Here is a 19,998-nt window from a genome sequence, read left to right as displayed (position 1 = left end):
TCAGCCGCCCACGATGGACTTGAGGACCGCGACCACGACCGGGGCCAGCATTGCCAGCGCATATCCCAGACAGGCCGCTTTCAGGGCGGTCTTGGCGCGCTCGACCTCGCTGGGATCACCCGCGCAGATCAGGTAGCGGGCACCGCCCACGGTCAAACAGACCGTCGCGATCAACGCCAGGATCCCGACCAACCAATTCCGAAGGTTCGTCAGCACCTGGTCCAGCGAGTCCGCGACGGCCAGCACCGAGACCGACACCGGGTGCGCGCCCGCCGAGCCGCACGCGACCACCAGCGCGCATCCCAGCGCGGCGGCGCACACCAGCGTGCGAGTCAGCAGTCCACGGCGGGGCCGCTCAGGGCACCCCCGAACAGACGGCGGGGCCGGAAGACGAGTGATCATGCGCATCGGCGAGTCACCTCCACGGGAGCCGGGTGCGCGGGGACTCCAGCGGTCTCCGTGCACCGGGTAGTTGCAGAGGACACCCCGTTTTCTGACATCGGCTTCGGAAAAACTCGTCCACGGGCCACCGCGTCGATCGCGTCCGCCTCGACCTCATGGTCGGGATCGGTGTCGATCAGCCGTTGCCCCAGCCAAGCCACCAGGCGGCGTTCGGCCCGCCAGCGGCGCTGCAACACCCGGTTGTACGGCTGGCCCCACTCGGCGGCCACCGCGGCCAGCGACCGTCCTTCGAGGCGGGTAGCCGCGATCAACGCCGCGCCGGTCTCGGTGATCACGCCTTCGACCACTGCCTGCACCAGCAACAGTTCCGGATGCCCGTCCGGAGCGATCCCCACCGGCCGCTGCTCGGCCGCGAACTCGGTCTCGGCCGGTGTGGTGAGCCCGCTCGCCGCCCGCGCGGCAGCGGCGGTCCGGGTAACCCACCATCGGCCGCCGGCAAAGGCCGCCCACCGCAGCCGCGACCACACCCCCGCCCGCTCCAGGTCCACCCGACCGATCTCGGCCAAAAACGCGGTCAGAACCTGGGCTTCGGCGTCATGGCGGTCGTGAGCGTCGAAATCGCTGAACCGGCTGACCATGCCGCCGAGCATCGGCAACGCCATTCCCGCACACAGCAGCACCGCCGCCTGAGCATCGTGCAGCCGCGCCCGCCGCACCAGCCACACCCACACCGTCTCGACCATCTGCGACGGCATCGTGGGATCGCACAACAGCGCCCGCAGCTGGCCCCAACTGTCCACCGGCTTCGCCAGCCCCGCCTGTCCGAGGGCGTACTGCACCGGCCACGGCACCGGGTCGGCGGACCGGGCGTCGAACGCCGCCCGCACCACCGCCAACGGCGCAACACCATCTCCGCCCTGCCGCGAGCGCCTCAGATTCTGTGAATTCATAACCATTCATCTCCTCACTGAGTTCGAAACGAAATTCCGACACAGCGAGGACACTCGACGCCCGCCACGAAAAGTCCACCGAAAGTCCACGAAACAACTTCCGAACCGCCACCAAACAACTTCCAGAAAGCTGACCTTTCACATTCTGAGGTCGTGGACCAAGCGAATAGTTCGAATCAGCTGGATACCGAATTACCTGCGGTTGTGTGCGTTCTGTGGCGTTTTCGTGGCGAGCCCCGGATTTCGTGCGAGAGCACGGAAGCCGGGCGTCAGAGAATTCGAAAAAAATCTTCGATCCACACTCATCCGCTATTCGGCACGTGCGGATCTGATCGCAGTCGAGCAGGTGCCTAAAACCAGCGACGGGCTCGGAAATGTTTCAAGGCAGCGATGTCAGATTTCGGGGGTGCTCGTGCAACTGGGAGTGGTGCAAGGAGTTCCTCTGACTCGAAGGAGCCGCCCCATGTCCGATTCCCTGTCTCCCCGTGCTCCGCGTCGCAGCCACAGCACCCGCCGGACGCGGGCACCGCTTCCCTCGACCGTGTGGGCCGCCGGAACCGCACCGCTGGACCCCACCGGCTACGGACCGATCCCGGTGCTCTCCCGTGCCGTGCGGGAATTCACCCGCCCCGATGGCACGGTGCTGCTGGCCGCGCTGTCGGCGGCGCAGCGCCGCGCTGTTCCCCGGGTGATGCGGTCCCTGGCCACCGATCTGGCACGCCACGGGCGCACCCCAGCGTGGGCGGACGCCGCCGCAGTCGACGCGGGCCGCGCCATCGCCGATCTGATCATCGCCAGCCTGCTGCTGCCGCTGTCCTATCCGGGCGACCCCAACACGCTGGCCTCGCTCACCATCGGCGCGGCCCAGAGGCTCAGCCCCGGCGGGGTCCTGGCAGTCCTGACCCGCCACCACCACGACAACCAGGGGCGACTGCTCGACCCGACCGGACCCGTGGTCACCGCCGCGCAGGAGGCCGACCTGCTGTATCTGGCCCACATCATCGCCGTCCCCATCGTCGGGGACACCATCGCCACCGCCCCGGCCCTCGCCACCCCACCCGCGCACCGCCACCACAGCACCCACCTCGACATCTCGGTGTTCGTGCGCGCCGCCGACGACCTGGCTCCACTCGACTCCGACACCACCGCATGAACCGCCGCCGCCCGAGCACCAGGCCGCAGCGCCCCGGCAGCCCGCGCCCGATCCCCGCCACCTTCCCGCCCCGGCCGCAACCGCGCCGTCGCCATCACAGCGGCGCACCCACCGGCCCGCGAGCCGCGCGACCGTCACCGCCCGTCCCGCACCTGCGCCAATGAAAGAAACGGACCTGACACCCACCCCGGGCGGGCCACACCGACCGCGCTCGGAGCCCGTTGGGGCAAGCGCAGCCGCCCGCAACGACTGCCCGGCTGCCCCCTCCGGGAAACGACTCACCCACCGACGAAACGAGACACTCCCGTGAACGACAACCACACGCCGCCGCATCCCGGCTCCGAAACCAGCCCGCTGCCGGTGTCGGTATGGGCGACCGGGCAACGAACCCAGCCCGCGCAACGACGTGGCCGCTACCATCCCAGCGGCACCGCCCACCCGGCGAAAATGTTGCCCGCCCTCGCCGCCCACACCATCACCCACTACACCCGCCCGGGTGATCTGGTCTTCGATCCGATGTGTGGGATCGGTACCACCTGCGTGGAAGCCGTCTACGCAGGTCGGCGCGCCCTGGGCGTCGAATTCGAATACCGGTGGGCCGAGATCGCCCGCACTAACCTCGAGATGGCCCGCCAGGCCGGGTACGACCAGGACTCGGCGGTCTACACCGGCGACGCTCGCGCGATCGGCTCCATGCTGCCCGCCGAATACCTCGGCGCCGTCGACCTCGTTCTCACCTCACCGCCCTACGGTGACTCCACTCACGGTCACGTGACCGTTGCCCCCGGGGACGGCGTGCACAAATTCGACCACCGCTACGGCAGCACACTGGCCCGCGGCAACCTCGCCAACCTCGGACTGGGCCACCTGCTGTCCGGATTCACCCGCATCCTCACCGCCACCGAGCCCTACCTGCGTCCCGGCGGACACATCGTCATCACCGCCCGCCCCTGGCGGCAACACACCGAACTCATCGACCTGCCCTCGTACCTGCTCACCTGCGCCACCAGGGCCGGATTCGTCCCGGTCGAACGCTGCGCGGCCCTGCTCGGACGTCTCGCCGCCGACGACATCATCGCCCACACCAGCTTCTTCCAACGCGACTACGTCATCAAAAAGCGCAAGGCCGGGCTCCCCGCCCACCTCATCGGGCACGAGGACGTGATCGTTCTGAAAAAGGTTGCTGCACAACCTGATACCGGCACGCCCACTCAGCAACGAGCCGCTTGACCCCGCCCGACACCCACAGCCACCCGGTCCTGCGTACTCGCACGCCCGACGGCCCCTGTTCCCGCATCCCCGCCGGAACCGGGGCCGTCGCGCTCGACACCCGCTGTCACTGGCCGTACCCGAACGAAAGGCCCACCCGCATCCCGCGACCGCCATGGAGTGAGCGTCCGCCGAATCCCGAACCCGCCCTCGCGCAGGGTCCACGATCGAGAGGAGAAAGTCATGCCCGAGCAGGAACCCGATATCGATCCGGTCGACGACGTGGGCGACGGTGCGCGTGTCGACCGGCGCGAGGAGCGGTTAACCGCCCGCGAGGTCGCCGAAGAATACAAGCTCAACATCGGCACGCTGCGCTACTGGCGGCACATCGGCTACGGACCCGCGTCGTTCGCGTTGGGCCGCAAGATCTTCTACCGCCGCCGCGAGGTCGACGCCTGGATCGCCGAACAGGAGCGGCTGACCCGGCGGGGCGGCGGCGCAGGATAAACACTAGAAATCCGACAAAACTTTCTAGAAGAATTATAAAATGTGATTGTGACGCCACATGGCCAAATGGATTGGTCCCGAATCGAATTCGCGGATTTGACCCTCGATCAGCGAAAGGAGGTCGCCGAGCAGATCGCCGCCGAGCGGAAGGAACGCCGGATCACCCAAGAAGATCTCGCCCGGATCGCGGAGGTCCCCGCCCGGACCATCAGCGGTATGGAAAACGGTGCCGTCCCGCACGCGGCGACCCTGCGCAAGCTCGCCCAGGCGCTCGGTTCCACCCCACGCGGCAAACCTGACGACACCAGCGCTGTGCAGATGTTCACCGACATGACCGCACCGATGTACCTCCAGCTCTCCGACCACGCCAAAGCGCAAGCCCTCCGCGAGATCGTGCTGCTGCTCAGCGCGGCACTCGAACGCGACCGAGCAGATCAACAGAAGAGCCGAAGCCCCAAACAACCCTAAGAAATCAGCTGGCCCCCGCCGTTTTACCCCGCTGTTCGCGCAGCGGGCGACGGAGGCCAACACCCACTACACCCACGAAGGAATAGAGGCATGGTCCAGAATAAACGTGGCCGCCCAGAACTGGATCCCGGCACAGTCCCCGAACCGAACGTGAAACCACACCCGACGCAGCCGGGGGTGTGGGAAGCAAAAGGGCGACCCCGCGATTGGAACGGCACCTACAAGCGCATCTGCCGGTCCTCGCCGCCGGAAACCGACAGCCGAGGCCGCGCCAAACCTGATCGTACGGGAGAACGCGCGCGCCGCGCTTACCTAGATGCGGCAGAGGAGTTCGTCGCCGCGTCGCGCACCGAAGCCGAGTCCCTGACGATGCAGTCCACCTTCGCCGAAATGTGGGCCGCCTATCAAATCGATCATGCTGCACAAGGACATCTGCCGACCACACTGGACAATATCAAACCGATGATGCGCGAGACCCTACTGCCGGTGTACGGGGGCCGTGCCATCGGCCACTTCACCACGGGCACAATCGAATCGATGCTTCGGTTGGTCGCGGCCGAGCGTGGCGGGGCTGCTCCGCGTATCGCCCGCGAAAACCTGCTCGCACCGATGTTCCGGTTCGCGGCGCGAATGGGGTTAGCGATCCCGGATGGGCTGGTGAAACGAGCCAAGAATCCGCCGGTCGACCCGGCGTCGTTCAAGCGGCGGCGCGGCGGTGCGGCGTTCGTCGAAACTGCCGACGTAGCCGCTCTGCTCGTCGGCGTCTACACCAGCACCGCACCGTGCCCGACCCTGGATGCCCGGCCGCGCAAGCACACCGACCGATGGACACACGCAGTGCCGACCGTCGCCGAGTTCTGCGAGCGCCACGATGTGGCCGACTGGGTCGCGCTGGTCGCGGCCACCGGATGGCGGCACGGGCAGGCCCTCGGCGTCCGGGAATCCGATATCGACTGGGACACAGGCGTACTCACGCCAACCGGCGCTGTGAAATGCCGAAAAGTCAACGGGCACATGACTTATGTGTGGGTGGACTGCACCGGCATCACCGCCAGAGGCATCGCCGATCCGAAATTCGCCGCCAAACCGGTTCTCTTGCCCGCCTGGTGCCTGGACCTGTTGAAGGCACGGCGCAAACAGCTCGCGGCGAAGCGGTTGAGGACGGCACCGCGCCCCGATGACGCCGATTGGCCAGATGATCTGTTGTTTCTGGACCCGCGTACCGGCGGGCCGCGCAACGAGAAGACGATGGGTCGCTACTGGCGGCAGATCGCTGCCGCGCTCGGGCTGCCGGAGGGAATGACGCCGCACTCGATGCGGAAGTGGGTCGGCACTGAAGGCGTTGACGCCGGACTCGACGTCACTGTCGTCACCGACCAGCTCGGCCACACGCTGCCGATCCTGCGTGGGCACTACGTCAAGCGCGGCCGGGTGCATCCGGAAATGGCCGCAGTGATCGAAACCAAGCTCGGCCCCGCCATCGCGGAAGTGACACGGTTGCGAACCGGGTAAGGCAACCTTCGTTGCGACCGCCCCGTCTCCAGACAACGGCACCCCGACGCTATGCCAGGGGTGCCGTTGTTTTCTGGGCGTGTCGTTTGCCGCCGTCGAGTGACCACCGCGTCGCTAGTCGTGGGACCACCGACAGCTGTGCCACAAGTGGAACGAGTTATCGCGCCTCCGATTGGCGGATGCTGAGTTCCCGAACGCCCGCCCGGCGGCAGTAGCGGACGTCCCCTGACATGCGAACGCCCCGAGATGACGCGGGGCGTTGATCTTTAACTGTGCCGCACCGGCCGTTCGGAGCCGACCCCGTATGCGGCATTTCCGCGCGTTTGCGTTTCGCGCTCACCGGGCCTGAGTCCAGTAGACGCCTTCGATATGCCAGCAGGCTTCGGTCAGATCCTCCGCAGTTCGTTCTCCCGAAACAGACCTGGTGTCGACTCACTGGTGAAGTGCATGTCGACGTGGACACGGTCCCCGAAGATGCTGGTGACAGTGCCTTCGACTTCACGCTTGCCGTAGGTGAACCGCACACGATCACCGGTCTTGAAGTGGCGGACCTTCGGCATCTTGACCTTGGCCTTCTTGGCCTTGACCGCCGCAGACTTGCCCTTGATGCTTGCGCGTACGGGCAGCCGCTTCGTCTCAGGTGTGGCCGCCATTCAGGTCACCTCCTCACCAGCTCTTACCGATCGTGTTCTGCAAGTATGCCTCGACGACCCTGTCGATTCCAGAAGTGATGACGTTGAGGGTGGACCGCCACCTTCGGAAGGTCGACAGAGTTAGCGGGCCGGTCAGCGAGGCGAGCTTCGGCTCATCACGGTGTGCGATGGCGTTCCGGGTGTCGTTCAGCTTAGTCAGGAAATCATTCCAGTCACTGCACTTCGGAGGGTAGACCGCCCTGATTTCGGGCCAAAACGCCATCTGGAACATCTTGAAATCACAGCCGAGAGCTCTGGGGCTGGCGTTGCCAGTGCTCAGCTTCCGATTTCGGATGTAGGCGCTGCGTGCGTTCACCAAGCGTGGATCACCTGCGGGTGCCAACCCATCAGTGAAAGCGAATACACCAAGATCATGTAGGTCGCGGCAATAGCCCTGGAACTCACCGGCCAAGGCGACGAACAGAGCATGGTTTAGCTGCTCGGTAGCGTACTGGCGCCCGCGGCGCCCACCCACAACCTTGCCATGAGCAGCAACCAGCTCGCTCAGCCGATCCGAGCGATCGGAGCGCCATGTCTGCAGTGCGGGTGAGGGCATGTAGGACACGTAAGGGATATCGCCGTTCGCTAACGCATTGTTAGCTAGTAGCTCGATCATTCGCGCTTGCATCGAAAATCAATCGTCTATCGGTGCCGGACCGCTGTGCGCGTCTGGACACGGTCGGCCACCGCGAACTGGTGTCCAACAGACGTGCCAAACAGGTACTCGGTAGATCTGGATGTACTGAATTCGGCATTATGGGATGCCCGACTGCTGTCGCCGCAATCGACCCCACGCAGCAAATCTGGAACATGTTCCCTGCGAGGAACATCTGTCGCCGGTGGTCCCACGACTGGCAATGTAGTGGCTTCACGCTGGTAAGCGACATCGCGACTGACCGTCTCCAGACAACGGCACCCTGACGCTATGCCAGGGTGCCGTTGTTTTCTGGATGTGCCACGCTTTTATGGTGACTAAATGGCGAGTGGCTGGGGTTCGCGGTGGCAGACGCCGGTGCTGACCTGGGCAGGGATGATTAGTGAGTACACCGGTAACTCGTCGGGTACGCCCATAACTGGGCCAGGCAGACTACCGTGGGCCCGGTGATCAAGTCCGGCGGCTCTTACGACCGGCGAGAAGTCGCGGGGAGGCGGGGGAGCCCTATTACTCTCGGTCGCATGACTTCTGCGCCGACTCTCACCGTTCGACGGGTGACGACAACGCGGGCGGGCGGCTTCTCCGCCCCGCCCTACGACTCGTTCAATCTCGGAGACCACGTCGGGGACGACCCGGCCACGGTGCGGCGCAATCGGACCCGGCTGGCCGAGGGGATCGGTCTCGCGCCGGAGCGACTGGTCTGGATGGAACAGATTCACGGCCGCAATGTCGAAATCGTCGACGGGCCGCGCCAGGAACCCGTCCCGGCCACCGACGCGCTGGTGACCACGGTTCCCGGTCTCGCGCTGGTGGTGCTCACCGCCGACTGTGTGCCGATCCTGCTGTCCGATGACGAGGCGGGCGTGATCGCGGCCGTGCACGCGGGCCGTATCGGCGCCCGGATCGGCATCGTGCCAAGGGTTCTCGACGCGATGATGTCCGTCGGGGCCAGGATGGACCGCATCGGCGCCTTCCTCGGTCCCGCGGCCTCCGGTCGCCAGTACGAGGTGCCCGCCGATATGCGCGACGACGTGGAGGCCCATCTGCCTGGCAGCGCGACGACGACGGTGCGCGGCACCCCGGCCCTCGATCTGCGCGCGGGCATCCGCAGGCAGCTCACCGAGGCCGGTGTCGGCGCGGTCGCCATCGACCCGCGCTGCACCATCGAGGATCGCACGCTGTTCAGCCATCGCAGGGGCGCGCCGACCGGGCGGCTCGGCGGGGTGATCTGGATGCAGACGGGGGAGCGGGTATGAATTCGGTTGCGCCACAGGCCGTCGACCGCCGTACGGCCGAGCTGTCGGCCAATCTGGACGCATTGCTGGCCCGGATCGATGCGGCGTGCGCCGCGGCCGGCCGCGATCCGGGTTCGGTCCGCCTGCTGCCGGTGACGAAGTTCTTCCCGGCCTCGGATGTGGAGATCCTGTACCGCATCGGTCGCCGCGAATTCGGCGAATCCAGGGAGCAGGAGGCCACCGGGAAGGTCGCCGAACTCGCCGGGCTGCGGGATATCCAGTGGCACATGATCGGTCGGTTGCAACGCAACAAGGCCCGCCATGTGGCCCGCTGGGCGCACACCGTGCATTCGGTCGACAGCGAACGTCTGGCAACGGCTCTTGACGCCGCGGCGACGGCCGCGCTCGATGCGGGGGAACGGACCGAACCGGTTCGTATTCTGCTTCAGGTAAGCCTCGACGACGATCCGGATCGGGGTGGGGTAAGCCCCGAAAACCTTGGGCCGCTTGCCGATCGGGTGGCCGCCGCCTCTGGGCTGCGATTGGCGGGACTGATGGCCATTCCGCCGCTGGGGGCTGAGTCTGATAGTTCATTTGCGCGACTTGCGACTTTGCACACGCTGCTACTCGCCGATCATCCTGATGCGAAGGAACTTTCCGCAGGAATGTCCGGAGATCTGGAATCCGCGATCGAACACGGCTCGACGGTTGTGCGTGTCGGTACCGCCTTGATGGGCGCGCGACCGATAACCTCGGCGTAGCAAAGAAACCTCATCAGTCACATTCGACACATATGCTTGGAACTGACGAGGGCTGCGCAAGACTTCAACACCCGGCCGCCACCGGGGCCGAAGGAAGGTCGACCAAATGAACGAGCGAGGCGTAAGGGAAGCCACCTGCGAGGTGCGAGCATGAGCACCCTGCACAAGTTCAAGGCGTACTTCGGCATGGTTCCGCTCGAAGACTACGAAGACGATTACGTCGCCGAACACGACGCGCGGGCCGGGGAGTCCCGTGCTGCGCGCGGCGCGGACGATCGCGGCGCGCGCAGGTCGCGTCGTGACTATGCGGAGCGCGGTGGCTACGGCGACCGTTACGCGGATGACCGGTATGGTGCGGATCGCTTCGAGGACGAAACCGATTACCCGGAGCCCGCTTACAAATCGCCGTATCAGGCCGGATATCCGGTGTCCCGGCGCGAGGACTACGACGAACCCTATGCCGACGATCGGTACGAATCGTCGCGGCGTCCCACCCGCATCGAATCGGCGCCCTCGTCGGGCCGGTTCCGCGCGGGCGGCGGCGCGCCGGTGTTGCGGGGAGCCACCCGGGGTGCGCTCGCCGTCGATCCCGAGGCCGAGGAGCGGCGGCTGGAGGAGCGCATGCGCCCCGAACCGGCACCCGCCCGCAGGCCGGGGATCTTCGAGGACGGAGGTCCCTTGTCCAAGATCACGACGCTGCGCCCGCGGGACTACAGCGAGGCCCGCATCATCGGCGAGCGGTTCCGCGAGGGCAATCCGGTGATCATGGATCTGGTCGATCTGAGCAATGCCGACGCAAAGCGGTTGGTGGACTTCGCCGCTGGGCTCGCCTTCGCGCTGCGCGGTTCGTTCGACAAGGTGGCGACCAAAGTGTTCCTGCTCTCACCGGCCGATGTCGACGTATCGGCGGAGGAACGCCGACGCATCGCCGAAACCGGGTTCTACAACCAGAAATAAGCTCGTGATCTGGGGGGAGATTCGGACCGGACGCCCGTTCAGCGGCGCGGTCATTTTGCGCGGCGCGGATTTTCGGGCAGAGTGAACTCGTGGCCTTGTTCGCGGTGCTGTACTTCGTACTGTTCATCTTCTGGCTGTTGCTGATCAGCCGGGTGATCGTCGAGTTCATCCGTAACTTCGCCCGCGACTGGCGCCCTACCGGCGTCGTGGTCGTGATCCTAGAGGTGATCTTCACGATCACCGATCCTCCGGTGAAACTGCTGAGGCGGTTGATACCCCCGGTGTCACTGGGAGGAATTCGCCTGGATCTGTCGATTATGGTCCTGCTTTTCATCGTCTTCATCCTGATGTCGATCGTGGGCAGGCTCGGGCAACCAGTAGCCCCGGTGTGACAGAATGGGCCCAGAAGATTGCTCGCTAGATCTGCTAGATCTCCAAAAGACGCGTGAAGGGATCCTTCGATGCCGCTGACCCCAGCCGATGTGCACAACGTCGCGTTCAGCAAACCACCGATCGGGAAGCGCGGCTACAACGAGGACGAAGTCGACGCCTTCCTGGATCTGGTCGAGCAGGAGCTCTCACGTCTGATCGAGGAGAACGCCGACCTGCGCCAGCGGGTTGCCGAACTGGATGCCGAACTGGCCGACGCGAAGAAGAACCGGGGCCCCGCACCCGTCGCGCAAACCGTGAAAGCCCCTGTGCAGCAGGCACCTCCGCCGCCGCCGGAACCGATCAAGCCGCCGGTGCCGCAGGCGCCGCCCGCGCCGATGCCCGCCGCGCAGCCGAAGGACGCCCCCGGCGCCGATGCGAATCTGCAAGCGGCCAAGGTGCTCAGCCTCGCCCAGGAAATGGCGGATCGGCTCACCAGCGATGCCAAGGCGGAGGCCGAGGGCCTACTCGCAAACGCTCGGGCAAATTCGGAGCGACTGGTCGGTGATGCGAGAACGCGGTCCGAGGCGATGATCGCCGACGCCCGCCAGAAGGCCGACGCCATGCTGTCGGACGCGCAGAGCCGGTCGGAGAATCAGCTACGGCAGGCCAAGGAGAAGGCCGATTCCCTGCAGGCCGACGCCGAGCGCAAGCACACCGAGATCATGGCGACCATCACCCAGCAGCGCAGCGTGCTGGAGAGCCGGATCGAGCAGCTCAAGACGTTCGAACGCGAATACCGGGTGCGCCTGAAGTCGTATCTGGAATCGCAGCTCGAGGAGTTGGAGAACCGTGGTTCGGCCGTCCCGGTGGACGGTGGCGAATTCGGCGCCGCCGACACCGCGAACAACCTGCAGCCCGCCACCTTCGTCAAGGGCGGTAAGTAAGGCCGCCCTGCCGCCAGCAGTCCGAGTAGCTAGAGGTCCTGTCGAGCCGCCTGGCACGCCAAGGGGGTCACTGTGCTCGTCTTGACGCTCGTCCTTGCCGCGATCGGTTTCGCCCTGCTCGTGACCGCGCTGACCACCGGATCGGTGATCTGGGCGTGGGGATGCATCATCGTATGTGTCATCGGTGCCGTGCTGTTGCTGGTGAGTGCCCTATCAATGCGCAGGCCGGACGGAGATGCCGCGCCACCTCCCGGACGGCATGCGAAACGTTAGCGGGCGGGTCCCCGCTAGTTGTTTTGACCACGCTGGCTAGAATCAAACATGTATACGGCGTCGATCCGGCCATCACCGGGGAGCCTTCGGAAGAACAGCGCACCGGCAATCATCCGGTGGCCCAGTAGAACCGAACGGGTGAGCCCGTCACAGCTCATAACGAGAGGTCCGGTGGAGCTGCCGGACAAGCGGGGTGGTACCGCGGTTTCGGCGCATACGCGCCGGCATCGTCCCCGTGCCCACTGAATCGACATGGCACGAGGAGACGCACCGCGATGGCGGAGGAAACTTCCACGAACAGCGCATACCCGCGCGTAGACCTCGGGGTCGGCGCCAATGCCTCGTTCCCGGATCTGGAGCGCCGTGTGCTCGACGCGTGGGCGGCCTCGGACACCTTCCGCAGGAGCATCGAAAATCGTTCCGGCGCATCGGAATTCGTGTTCTATGATGGCCCGCCCTTTGCCAACGGGCTGCCGCATTACGGCCATTTGCTCACCGGATACGTCAAAGATCTGGTTCCGCGTTTCCAGACCATGCGCGGTAAGCGGGTCGATCGGCGTTTCGGCTGGGACTGCCATGGATTGCCCGCGGAAATCGAGGCCGAAAAGCAGCTCGGTATCACGGACAAATCACAGATCGATGCGATGGGCCTCGCGGAATTCAATGCCGCGTGCAAATCCTCGGTGCTGCGCTATACCGGTGAGTGGCGCGATTACGTGACGCGTCAGGCCCGCTGGGTCGACTTCGACAACGACTACAAGACGCTCGATCTCGACTTCATGGAGTCGGTGATGTGGGCGTTCAAGTCGCTGTATGAGAAAGGCCTTATCTACCAGGGTTTCCGAGTTCTGCCGTACAGCTGGTACGAACAGACTCCGCTGTCGAATCAGGAAACCCGGCTCGACGACGCGTACAAGATGCGCCAGGATCCGGCGGTCACCGTGGATATGGTGCTCGCCGTTCCCGCCGACCATCCGCTGCACGAGCTGGACGGCGCGAATGCGTTGATCTGGACCACCACGCCGTGGACCCTGCCGTCGAATCTGGCTATCGCCGTGCATCCCGATGTCCGGTACGTGCAGCTGCGCGGCGCCGACGGCAAGCGCTACCTGCTGGCCGCCGAACGGGTTTCGCACTACGCCAGGGAATTCGGTGACGAACCGGAGGTGCTCGGCGAATACGACGGCGCGGCGCTCGCCGATCTGGCGTACCGTCCGCCGTTCGACTTCTTCCTCGGCCATCCGCGCGCGCACCGGGTGCTCACCGCCGACTACGTGACCACCGACTCCGGTACCGGAATCGTGCACCTCGCACCGGCTTTCGGTGAGGAGGATATGGATGTGGCGAGCGCCAACGGAATCGAGCTGGTGCAGCCGCTGGATCCGGGTGGCAAGTTCACCTCGATGGTGCCGCCGTACGAGGGCCTGATGGTCTTCGATGCCAACCCGGTGATCATCAAGGATCTCAAGGCCGCGGGAAAGCTGTTGCGGCACGAGACGATCGAGCACTCGTACCCGCATAGCTGGCGCTCCGGCCAGCCGCTGATCTATATGGCGGTGCCGTCCTGGTTCGTCGCGGTGACCAAGTTCCGCGACCGGATGGTCGAGCTGAACAAGCAGATCACCTGGGTGCCCGAGCATATCCGCGACGGACAGTTCGGCAAGTGGCTGGAGGGTGCGCGGGACTGGAACATCAGCCGGAATCGTTACTGGGGCAGCCCGATTCCGGTGTGGATGTCCGACGATCCGGCATATCCGCGGATCGACGTCTACGGCTCGCTGGACGAGCTGGAACGCGATTTCGGCGTGCGCCCGACGGATCTGCACCGGCCGATGATCGACGAGCTGACCCGGCCGAATCCCGATGACCCGACCGGCAATTCGACCATGCGCCGGGTGCCGGAGGTGCTCGACTGCTGGTTCGAATCGGGGTCGATGCCGTACGCGCAGGTGCACTACCCGTTCGAGAACACGGGGGGTGGGCCCGAAGGGCAGGGGGGTGGGCGCAGCAAGGAGTGGTTCGACAGCCACTTCCCCGGCGATTTCATCGTCGAGTACAACGGGCAGACCCGCGGCTGGTTCTACACCCTGCACGTGCTCGCCACCGCGCTGTTCGACAGCCCGGCCTTCAAAACCGTTGTCGCGCACGGCATCGTGCTCGGCGACGACGGCCTGAAGATGAGCAAGTCCAAGGGTAACTACCCGGATGTGAACGAGGTGTTCAACCGGGACGGTTCCGATGCGATGCGCTGGTTCTTGATGAGTTCGCCGATTCTGCGCGGCGGCAATCTGATCGTCACCGAGCGCGGCATCCGCGAGGGGGTGAGCCACGCGCTGCGCCCGCTGTGGAACGCGTGGACCTTCCTGCAGCTGTACGCGTCGAAACCCGGTGTGTGGCGTACGGATTCGACGCACGTGCTGGACCGCTACATCCTGGCCAAGCTGGCCGCGACCCGGGATGCGATGACCGAGGCGCTGGAGGTCTACGACGTCGCGGGCGCCTGTGACGAACTGCGCTCGTTCGCCGACGCGTTGACGAATTGGTATGTGCGCCGGTCGCGTTCGCGGTTCTGGGCGGAGGACCGCGATGCGGTGGATACCCTGCACACCGTGCTCGAGGTGGTCACCCGGCTGGCCGCGCCGCTGCTGCCGCTGATCTCGGAGGTGATCTGGCGCGGGCTGACCGGCGGTGAGTCGGTGCATCTGGCCGATTGGCCCAAAGATGCCGAGCTGCCGCGTGATCCGGAACTGGTCTCGGCGATGGACGAGGTGCGCACGGTGTGCTCGACGGTGCTGAGCCTGCGCAAGGCACAGAATCTGCGGGTGCGCCTGCCGCTGGCCGAGGTCACCATCGCCGCGCCGGATGCCGAGCGGTTGCGCCCGTACGCGGATCTGATCGCCGACGAGGTGAACGTCAAGAAGGTGGATCTGACCACCGATGTCGCCGTGCACGGCCGTTTCGAGCTGGTGGTCAACGCCAGGGCCGCGGGCCCGCGCCTCGGCAAGGATGTGCAGACCGTGATCAAGGCGGTGAAGGCGGGCGAGTGGAGCGAGGGCGCCGACGGTGTGGTGACCGCGGCCGGTATCGCGCTGCTGCCGGAGGAGTACACGCAGCGCCTGGTCGCCGCCGAACCGGAGTCGACCGCCGCGCTGCCGGGTAACGCCGGCCTGGTGGTGCTGGATTCGGTGGTCACCGAGGAATTGGCGGCCGAGGGCTGGGCCCGCGACCTGATCCGCGACCTGCAGGAGACCCGCAAGTCGCTCGGCCTCGACGTATCCGACCGGATTGCCGTTGTGCTGCAGGTCCCGGCCGACCGCCAGGCCTGGGCCGAGACGCATCGCGACCTGATCGCGGGCGAAATCCTCGCCACCACGCTCACTTTCGGTGATCCCGGCGCGAATGCCGCCGAGGTGGTCGGCGGCGTGCGGGTATCGGTCACCAAGAACTGACGCCGTTCGATTGGTCGGGGCGGGCACTGCGGGTCCCGCCCCGACCAATCGCGCTGTCTTGTCGACGATTTCGGAAGAGTGGCTAGCCTTCAGTGAATGTGATATAGATCACATGCTGAGAATTAGCTGAAATCTTGCGAGCCGGTGAGGTCGGCGGCACAATCGGGAATGTTGCTCTTGTTACAGAAGTCCTCTTCTGTGATAGGAGTTACTTCTCGTGCCGTGTCTGATCTGAAAAGTGCTGTGCCAGGCGGGGTTTCGCCGGGCCCGGCCGCCCCGTTCGGTCCGACGATGTGGTCCGCCTCGGGTGCCGCCCGGGATGCCGGAGAGTAGCCCTCGGTCCACCGACGGAAGGGGCGAGCACATGCCGACTCGATCCGCGCGTAAGCCGCTGCGCCGCATCGCCATCGGATTCCTGGTCGCGACGGCCGCGACGCTGGTGCTGGCCGGGCCCGCCTGGTCCGATACCGGCAGCGCCTCCGGCAGTGGCGGTTCCGGCTCAGGTTCCGGTTCGGGCTCGGGCAGTTCCAGCGGCTCGGCCGCACTGCCGCTGCCGAGCAGCGCCGGGCTCGGCGCACTCACCGCCGCGTCGACCCAGACCGGTAAACCGTATCGCTGGGGCGGTATCGGCCCGGACGCATGGGACTGTTCCGGCCTGGTGCAGTGGGCGTTCCGGCAAGTGGGCGTGCAGATTCCGCGCACCACCTGGCAGCAGGCCAAGGCCGGTGCCCCGGTGCCGTTCGGTGCGCTCTCGCCGGGCGATGTGGTGATACTGAACGAAGACGCCTCACACGTCGGCATCTACGCCGGTTTCGGCCAGGTGCTCAACGCCTACGACTGGGGCGTGCCGGTCGGTCTGACCCCGCTCAGCCAGTTCTTCATCTATACCATTCGGCGGTTCTGAGACCTGTCCGGCGCCTCCGCCGGGAAATCCTGCGATGAATCGGATACCTTGCACGGCACGGCAGTACGGCTGCGTGATGATGAGGATGATGAGGGAACAGTGCGTATGCGCTTGATGCCGAGTACGCTCGGCGTGCTGGTGCTCGCCGCGGCACTCAGCGGTTGCGGCGGCGACAAGAATGATGCCGGTGATCTGAAACCCGGTGTGATCCAAGGCTTTTCAAATCCGGAGAGCGTACTTGTCGCCGGTGACAAGTACGTCGTCTCGAATATGGGCGCGCAGCAGGATCCGGTCGCCAAGGACGGCGACGGCTTCCTGTCCCTGCTCGATGCCACCGGCAAGGTGATCGAGCAGAAGGCGATGCCGAAGGCGGGCGATCCGCCGCTGAACTCGCCGAAGGGTATGGCGTTCGTGGACAACAAGGTCTACGTCGCCGATGTCGATCGGGTGGTCGGCTACGACCTGAACACCCGCGGGCAGGTCTTCGAGGCCAAGATCGACGGCGACGCCCCGACCGAGCTGAACGATATCGCGTTGCTGGACAACAAGACTCTGCTGGTGACCGACACCCTGCGCAGTTCGGTCTACCAACTCGACCTGGAGGGCAAGAAGTTCGCGACGCTCACCAGCGGGGTGCCCGGCGCCAACGGCATCGCGCTGGAGAAGTCCGGCAAGGTCGCCTACGTCAACGGCGACGGCGCGCACAACGAGGGCGGCGATCTGTTCCGGCTGGAGCTGGGCAAGGCGCCGCTGTCGCCGAAGAAGATCGGCGGCGTGCACGGGCTGCTCGACGGCATCGCGGTGCTGTCGGACGGCAATATCGCTGTCTCGGACTGGGTTTCGTTCGACAACCCGGTGCCGGGCAAGGTGACCGTCTACAAGGCCGACGGCACCGAGGTCGCGAAGGTGAAGCTGCCGGACAACGTGCGCGGCCCCGCCGATTTCACGCTCGACAAGAGCGGAAAGTACCTGCTCGTTCCGGCGATGACCGACAACGTGGTGCATATCGTTCCGGCACCGTAACCGGCTGACGCACAACGTATTCCGCGCGATTCGCCGGATTGGTTCCGGCGAATCGCGCGGCAGCCCGAACGGGCGCTGCCGACGAGGTCGTCCGCAGCCCGCGCACGGCCGGAGCGACTGCGGAGGTACGTCTAACCGAGCTCGGTGGCCAGTTGACGCAGCAGCGGTCCGTACTGCTGATGCGCCAGCGCCGAGGCGAATTGGGCGACGAGGTAATCGGCCGGATTGCCGGTGTCGTACCAGCGGCCCTGGATCACCTGGCCGAACACCGCGTGATCGGCCGCGTACGCGTTGATCGCGTCGGTGAGATACACCTCGCCCGTTCGGTGTTCGTACCAGCGCTTGGTCTGGATCCTGAGTTCCTCGATGATGCCTGGGGTGACCACATAGCCGCCGATGGCCGCGAAATTCGACGGCGCGTCCTCCGGCTTCGGTTTTTCGCGCAGGCCGCTGATGCGCAGCAGCCCGCTGCCGAGATCGTCGGCGACCACCGGAACGCCGTAGCGCTGGGATTCGCTGGGGTCCATCGGCATCAGCGCGAGCACCGGACCGCTGGTGCGCTCGTAGGCGTCGATGAGCTGCTGGGCGCGCGGGGTTTCGGCGACGAATACGTCATCGGGCCACAGCACCAGCATCGGCTCGTCGGCGAGGTGGCGCGCCGCGTTCAGCACGGGGGTGCCGTTGCCGTACGGGCCGTGCTGGTCGAGGTAGGTGATGTGGCCGAGCCGGGACAGCTCGCCGACCTCCTCGACCGCGTCGGCGTATGCGGTCTTGCCGTCCGCGCGCAACTGTGCGACGAGTGCGGGGTTCGGGCGGAAGTGGTCCTGGATCAACGACTTTCCGCCGCTCACCACGATGGTGATATCGGTGATCCCGGAGGCGACCAGCTCGCGTACCGTGTGCTCGATCACCGGTTTGTCGCCGACCGGTAGCATCTCTTTGGGGATGGCCTTGGTCAGCGGGAGCAACCGGGAGCCGATACCGGCGGCCGGGATCACGGCCTTGCGGATCTTCATGCGTCCGATCATCACATATAGGCGGAAGCTTCAACTTGGATCCCCATCACACTCGTGTGTACGGATTCTGTCAGTGTCCGCGCGTAGATTTCGGGTGTGACCACCGATGATGCGCTGACCGCGGCCCGCCGCTGGGTGTTGCACATCGATATGGACGCGTTCTTCGCCTCGGTAGAGCAGTTGACCCGGCCGACGCTGCGCGGGCGGCCGGTCCTGGTCGGCGGCACCGGCGCCCGGGGTGTGGTGGCAGGTGCGAGCTATGAGGCGCGGGTGTTCGGCGCCCGCTCCGCCATGCCGATGCATCAGGCGCGCAGGCTGGTCGGGGTCACGGCGGTGGTGGTGCCCGCCCGCGGGTCGGTGTACGGCGCGGTGAGCGCCCAGGTATTCGATGCGCTGCGCTCGCGAATTCCGGTGCTGGAGACGCTGTCCTTCGACGAGGCGTTCGGCGAGCCCGCGGAATTGGCCGGGGCCACCGCGGGGCAGGTGCATCGGTTCTGCGAGGAGTTGCGCGCGGTGGTGCGCGAGCGCACCGGATTGGTCGCCTCGGTCGGCGCGGGCACCGGCAAGCAGCTGGCCAAGATCGCCTCGGGGCTGGCGAAACCCGATGGCATACGGGTGATTTCACCGGTCGAGCAGCAACAGTTGCTGGCCGGGCTGCCGGTGCGCAAGCTGTGGGGGATCGGCCCGGTCGCCGAGGGCAGGCTGCGCTCGCTGGGCATCGAGACGGTGGGTGCGTTCGCGGCGCTGCCCGAGGCGGAGGCGGTCTCGATCCTGGGCGGCAGCGTCGGCGCCGCACTGCACCGGCTGGCCCGCGGCATCGACGACCGCCCGGTCGCCGAGCGCGCCGAGGCCAAGCAGATCAGCGCCGAAACCACCTACGAGCACGACATCGTCACGCTCGCACAGCTGCGCCCGGCGATCGAGGCGATGGCCGCGGCCGCGCACCGCAGGCTCGGCAAGGACGGGCGCGCGGCGCGCACCGTGGTGCTGAAGCTCAAGAAGTCCGATATGTCCATTGTCACTCGATCGTTCACCCTGCCTTACGCGACAACCGATCTGGCCACCCTCACCACCGCGGCGCTGCGGTCGGCGATCGATCCGGCCGAACTGGGTCCGGTCCGGCTCGTCGGGGTCGGCTACGGCGGGCTGTCCGCGGTGCGGCAGGAATCACTGTTTCCCGAGCTGGATCGGGATCCGCTATCGGAAGGTGAACTGCCGCAGCCCGATTCGGGTCCGGGCGGATTGATCGCCGCGCCGCAGGTAGCGGACGCGAGCCGGGTCTGGTATCCCGGAATGGATGTCGCACATCCCGAATTCGGGCACGGCTGGGTGCAGGGTGCCGGACAAGGTGTTGTGACGGTCCGATTCGAGACCAGCTCGACAGGGCCGGGCCCGGCGCGTACGTTCGCAGCCGACGACATCAGTTTGTCGCGGGCGGATCCGCTCGGCAGTCTGCGCTGACGGGTAGCCTGGGTACCTCGTGCAGCGCTGCCGTTCGGGTGGTCGCTGCCTGGTC

The 19,998-nt window shown here is 66.1% G+C and carries 20 protein-coding genes; 15 read left to right on the top strand and 5 right to left on the bottom strand.

Features of this window, described 5'->3' with window-relative positions; genetic code table 11:
* Complete coding sequence (locus LGY53_RS41780) at positions 1-408, bottom strand: pilin (RefSeq protein WP_225732213.1); 408 nt, start codon at positions 406-408, stop codon at positions 1-3.
* Complete coding sequence (locus LGY53_RS41775) at positions 399-1,352, bottom strand: hypothetical protein (RefSeq protein ID WP_225732212.1); 954 nt, start codon at positions 1,350-1,352, stop codon at positions 399-401. The genes LGY53_RS41780 and LGY53_RS41775 overlap by 10 nt, the downstream gene beginning before the upstream one ends.
* A 463-nt stretch (positions 1,353-1,815) precedes the next feature.
* Between LGY53_RS41775 and LGY53_RS41770 the strand changes: the two genes are divergently transcribed.
* The 5 genes from LGY53_RS41770 to LGY53_RS41750 all read left to right on the top strand — a co-directional run bounded on the left by LGY53_RS41770 (position 1,816) and on the right by LGY53_RS41750 (position 6,201).
* Complete coding sequence (locus LGY53_RS41770; protein ID WP_225732211.1) at positions 1,816-2,505, top strand: hypothetical protein; 690 nt, start codon at positions 1,816-1,818, stop codon at positions 2,503-2,505.
* 306 nt (positions 2,506-2,811) lie between these two features.
* Positions 2,812-3,735, top strand: a complete 924-nt coding sequence (locus LGY53_RS41765) for a TRM11 family methyltransferase (protein WP_225732210.1) — start codon at positions 2,812-2,814, stop codon at positions 3,733-3,735.
* Positions 3,736-3,996: 261 nt separating this feature from the next.
* On the top strand, positions 3,997-4,221 hold the full coding sequence (locus LGY53_RS41760; protein ID WP_225732239.1) for an AlpA family transcriptional regulator: 225 nt from the start codon (positions 3,997-3,999) through the stop codon (positions 4,219-4,221).
* Between the two features lie 48 nt (positions 4,222-4,269).
* Complete coding sequence (locus LGY53_RS41755) at positions 4,270-4,689, top strand: helix-turn-helix domain-containing protein (protein WP_225732209.1); 420 nt, start codon at positions 4,270-4,272, stop codon at positions 4,687-4,689.
* 369 nt (positions 4,690-5,058) lie between these two features.
* The gene (locus LGY53_RS41750) at positions 5,059-6,201 is read left to right on the top strand and encodes a tyrosine-type recombinase/integrase (protein WP_225732208.1); all 1,143 of its coding nucleotides are present in this window, start codon (positions 5,059-5,061) and stop codon (positions 6,199-6,201) included.
* Positions 6,202-6,587: 386 nt separating this feature from the next.
* On the opposite strand, the gene LGY53_RS41745 is transcribed toward LGY53_RS41750, so the two are convergent.
* Positions 6,588-6,854, bottom strand: a complete 267-nt coding sequence (locus tag LGY53_RS41745) for a hypothetical protein (RefSeq protein ID WP_225732207.1) — start codon at positions 6,852-6,854, stop codon at positions 6,588-6,590.
* Positions 6,855-6,867: 13 nt separating this feature from the next.
* Positions 6,868-7,509 (bottom strand): hypothetical protein, encoded by a 642-nt coding sequence (locus tag LGY53_RS41740; protein WP_225732206.1) that lies wholly within the window; start codon positions 7,507-7,509, stop codon positions 6,868-6,870.
* A 560-nt stretch (positions 7,510-8,069) separates the two neighbouring features.
* Here LGY53_RS41740 and pgeF point away from each other — a divergent pair.
* The 9 genes from pgeF to LGY53_RS41695 all read left to right on the top strand — a co-directional run bounded on the left by pgeF (position 8,070) and on the right by LGY53_RS41695 (position 17,466).
* Positions 8,070-8,804, top strand: coding sequence for a peptidoglycan editing factor PgeF (gene pgeF, locus LGY53_RS41735; RefSeq protein WP_225732205.1), 735 nt, complete (start codon positions 8,070-8,072; stop codon positions 8,802-8,804).
* Positions 8,801-9,544 (top strand): YggS family pyridoxal phosphate-dependent enzyme, encoded by a 744-nt coding sequence (locus LGY53_RS41730; protein WP_225732204.1) that lies wholly within the window; start codon positions 8,801-8,803, stop codon positions 9,542-9,544. The genes pgeF and LGY53_RS41730 overlap by 4 nt, the downstream gene beginning before the upstream one ends.
* A gap of 150 nt (positions 9,545-9,694) precedes the next feature.
* A complete protein-coding gene (locus LGY53_RS41725) occupies positions 9,695-10,501 on the top strand; it encodes a cell division protein SepF (protein WP_225732203.1) in 807 nt (268 codons plus the stop codon).
* Between the two features lie 89 nt (positions 10,502-10,590).
* Entirely contained in the window at positions 10,591-10,893 is a 303-nt protein-coding gene (locus LGY53_RS41720; RefSeq protein ID WP_167473852.1) for a YggT family protein, read from the top strand.
* Between the two features lie 69 nt (positions 10,894-10,962).
* Positions 10,963-11,817, top strand: coding sequence for a DivIVA domain-containing protein (locus LGY53_RS41715; RefSeq protein ID WP_167473853.1), 855 nt, complete (start codon positions 10,963-10,965; stop codon positions 11,815-11,817).
* A 72-nt stretch (positions 11,818-11,889) separates the two neighbouring features.
* On the top strand, positions 11,890-12,090 hold the full coding sequence (locus LGY53_RS41710; protein ID WP_225732202.1) for a hypothetical protein: 201 nt from the start codon (positions 11,890-11,892) through the stop codon (positions 12,088-12,090).
* A 275-nt stretch (positions 12,091-12,365) separates the two neighbouring features.
* A complete protein-coding gene (gene ileS / locus LGY53_RS41705; RefSeq protein WP_225732201.1) occupies positions 12,366-15,539 on the top strand; it encodes an isoleucine--tRNA ligase in 3,174 nt (1,057 codons plus the stop codon).
* 364 nt (positions 15,540-15,903) lie between these two features.
* Positions 15,904-16,443: an NlpC/P60 family protein gene (locus LGY53_RS41700; protein ID WP_225732200.1), complete on the top strand. Its 540-nt coding sequence runs from the start codon at positions 15,904-15,906 to the stop codon at positions 16,441-16,443.
* Positions 16,444-16,548: 105 nt separating this feature from the next.
* Positions 16,549-17,466: an SMP-30/gluconolactonase/LRE family protein gene (locus tag LGY53_RS41695; RefSeq protein ID WP_225732238.1), complete on the top strand. Its 918-nt coding sequence runs from the start codon at positions 16,549-16,551 to the stop codon at positions 17,464-17,466.
* A 131-nt stretch (positions 17,467-17,597) separates the two neighbouring features.
* On the opposite strand, the gene LGY53_RS41690 is transcribed toward LGY53_RS41695, so the two are convergent.
* Positions 17,598-18,482: a UTP--glucose-1-phosphate uridylyltransferase gene (locus tag LGY53_RS41690; RefSeq protein WP_225732199.1), complete on the bottom strand. Its 885-nt coding sequence runs from the start codon at positions 18,480-18,482 to the stop codon at positions 17,598-17,600.
* A 150-nt stretch (positions 18,483-18,632) separates the two neighbouring features.
* On the opposite strand from LGY53_RS41690, the gene LGY53_RS41685 reads away from it, so the two are divergent.
* Positions 18,633-19,943, top strand: coding sequence for a DNA polymerase IV (locus LGY53_RS41685; protein WP_374111319.1), 1,311 nt, complete (start codon positions 18,633-18,635; stop codon positions 19,941-19,943).
* Positions 19,944-19,998: the final 55 nt, after the last annotated feature.

The organism is Nocardia sp. JCM 34519.1, from assembly GCF_020361265.1.
GTDB classification, from domain to species: domain Bacteria; phylum Actinomycetota; class Actinomycetes; order Mycobacteriales; family Mycobacteriaceae; genus Nocardia; species Nocardia arthritidis_A.
The sequence above is the reverse complement of the archived record's forward strand: the minus strand, read 5'-3'. Positions and strand labels throughout refer to the sequence as shown.

Coding starts and splice junctions, on each gene's coding strand:
- LGY53_RS41745 (WP_225732207.1), bottom strand. CDS start 6,854: ATGGCGGCCACACCTGAGACGAAGCGGCTGCCCGTACGCGCAAGCATC.
- LGY53_RS41730 (WP_225732204.1), top strand. CDS start 8,801: ATGAATTCGGTTGCGCCACAGGCCGTCGACCGCCGTACGGCCGAGCTG.
- LGY53_RS41725 (WP_225732203.1), top strand. CDS start 9,695: ATGAGCACCCTGCACAAGTTCAAGGCGTACTTCGGCATGGTTCCGCTC.
- LGY53_RS41780 (WP_225732213.1), bottom strand. CDS start 408: ATGCGCATGATCACTCGTCTTCCGGCCCCGCCGTCTGTTCGGGGGTGC.
- LGY53_RS41695 (WP_225732238.1), top strand. CDS start 16,549: ATGCGCTTGATGCCGAGTACGCTCGGCGTGCTGGTGCTCGCCGCGGCA.
- pgeF (WP_225732205.1), top strand. CDS start 8,070: ATGACTTCTGCGCCGACTCTCACCGTTCGACGGGTGACGACAACGCGG.
- LGY53_RS41685 (WP_374111319.1), top strand. CDS start 18,633: ATGGACGCGTTCTTCGCCTCGGTAGAGCAGTTGACCCGGCCGACGCTG.
- LGY53_RS41700 (WP_225732200.1), top strand. CDS start 15,904: ATGCCGACTCGATCCGCGCGTAAGCCGCTGCGCCGCATCGCCATCGGA.
- LGY53_RS41775 (WP_225732212.1), bottom strand. CDS start 1,352: ATGAATTCACAGAATCTGAGGCGCTCGCGGCAGGGCGGAGATGGTGTT.
- LGY53_RS41770 (WP_225732211.1), top strand. CDS start 1,816: ATGTCCGATTCCCTGTCTCCCCGTGCTCCGCGTCGCAGCCACAGCACC.
- ileS (WP_225732201.1), top strand. CDS start 12,366: ATGGCGGAGGAAACTTCCACGAACAGCGCATACCCGCGCGTAGACCTC.
- LGY53_RS41715 (WP_167473853.1), top strand. CDS start 10,963: ATGCCGCTGACCCCAGCCGATGTGCACAACGTCGCGTTCAGCAAACCA.
- LGY53_RS41690 (WP_225732199.1), bottom strand. CDS start 18,482: ATGAAGATCCGCAAGGCCGTGATCCCGGCCGCCGGTATCGGCTCCCGG.
- LGY53_RS41740 (WP_225732206.1), bottom strand. CDS start 7,509: ATGATCGAGCTACTAGCTAACAATGCGTTAGCGAACGGCGATATCCCT.
- LGY53_RS41750 (WP_225732208.1), top strand. CDS start 5,059: ATGCAGTCCACCTTCGCCGAAATGTGGGCCGCCTATCAAATCGATCAT.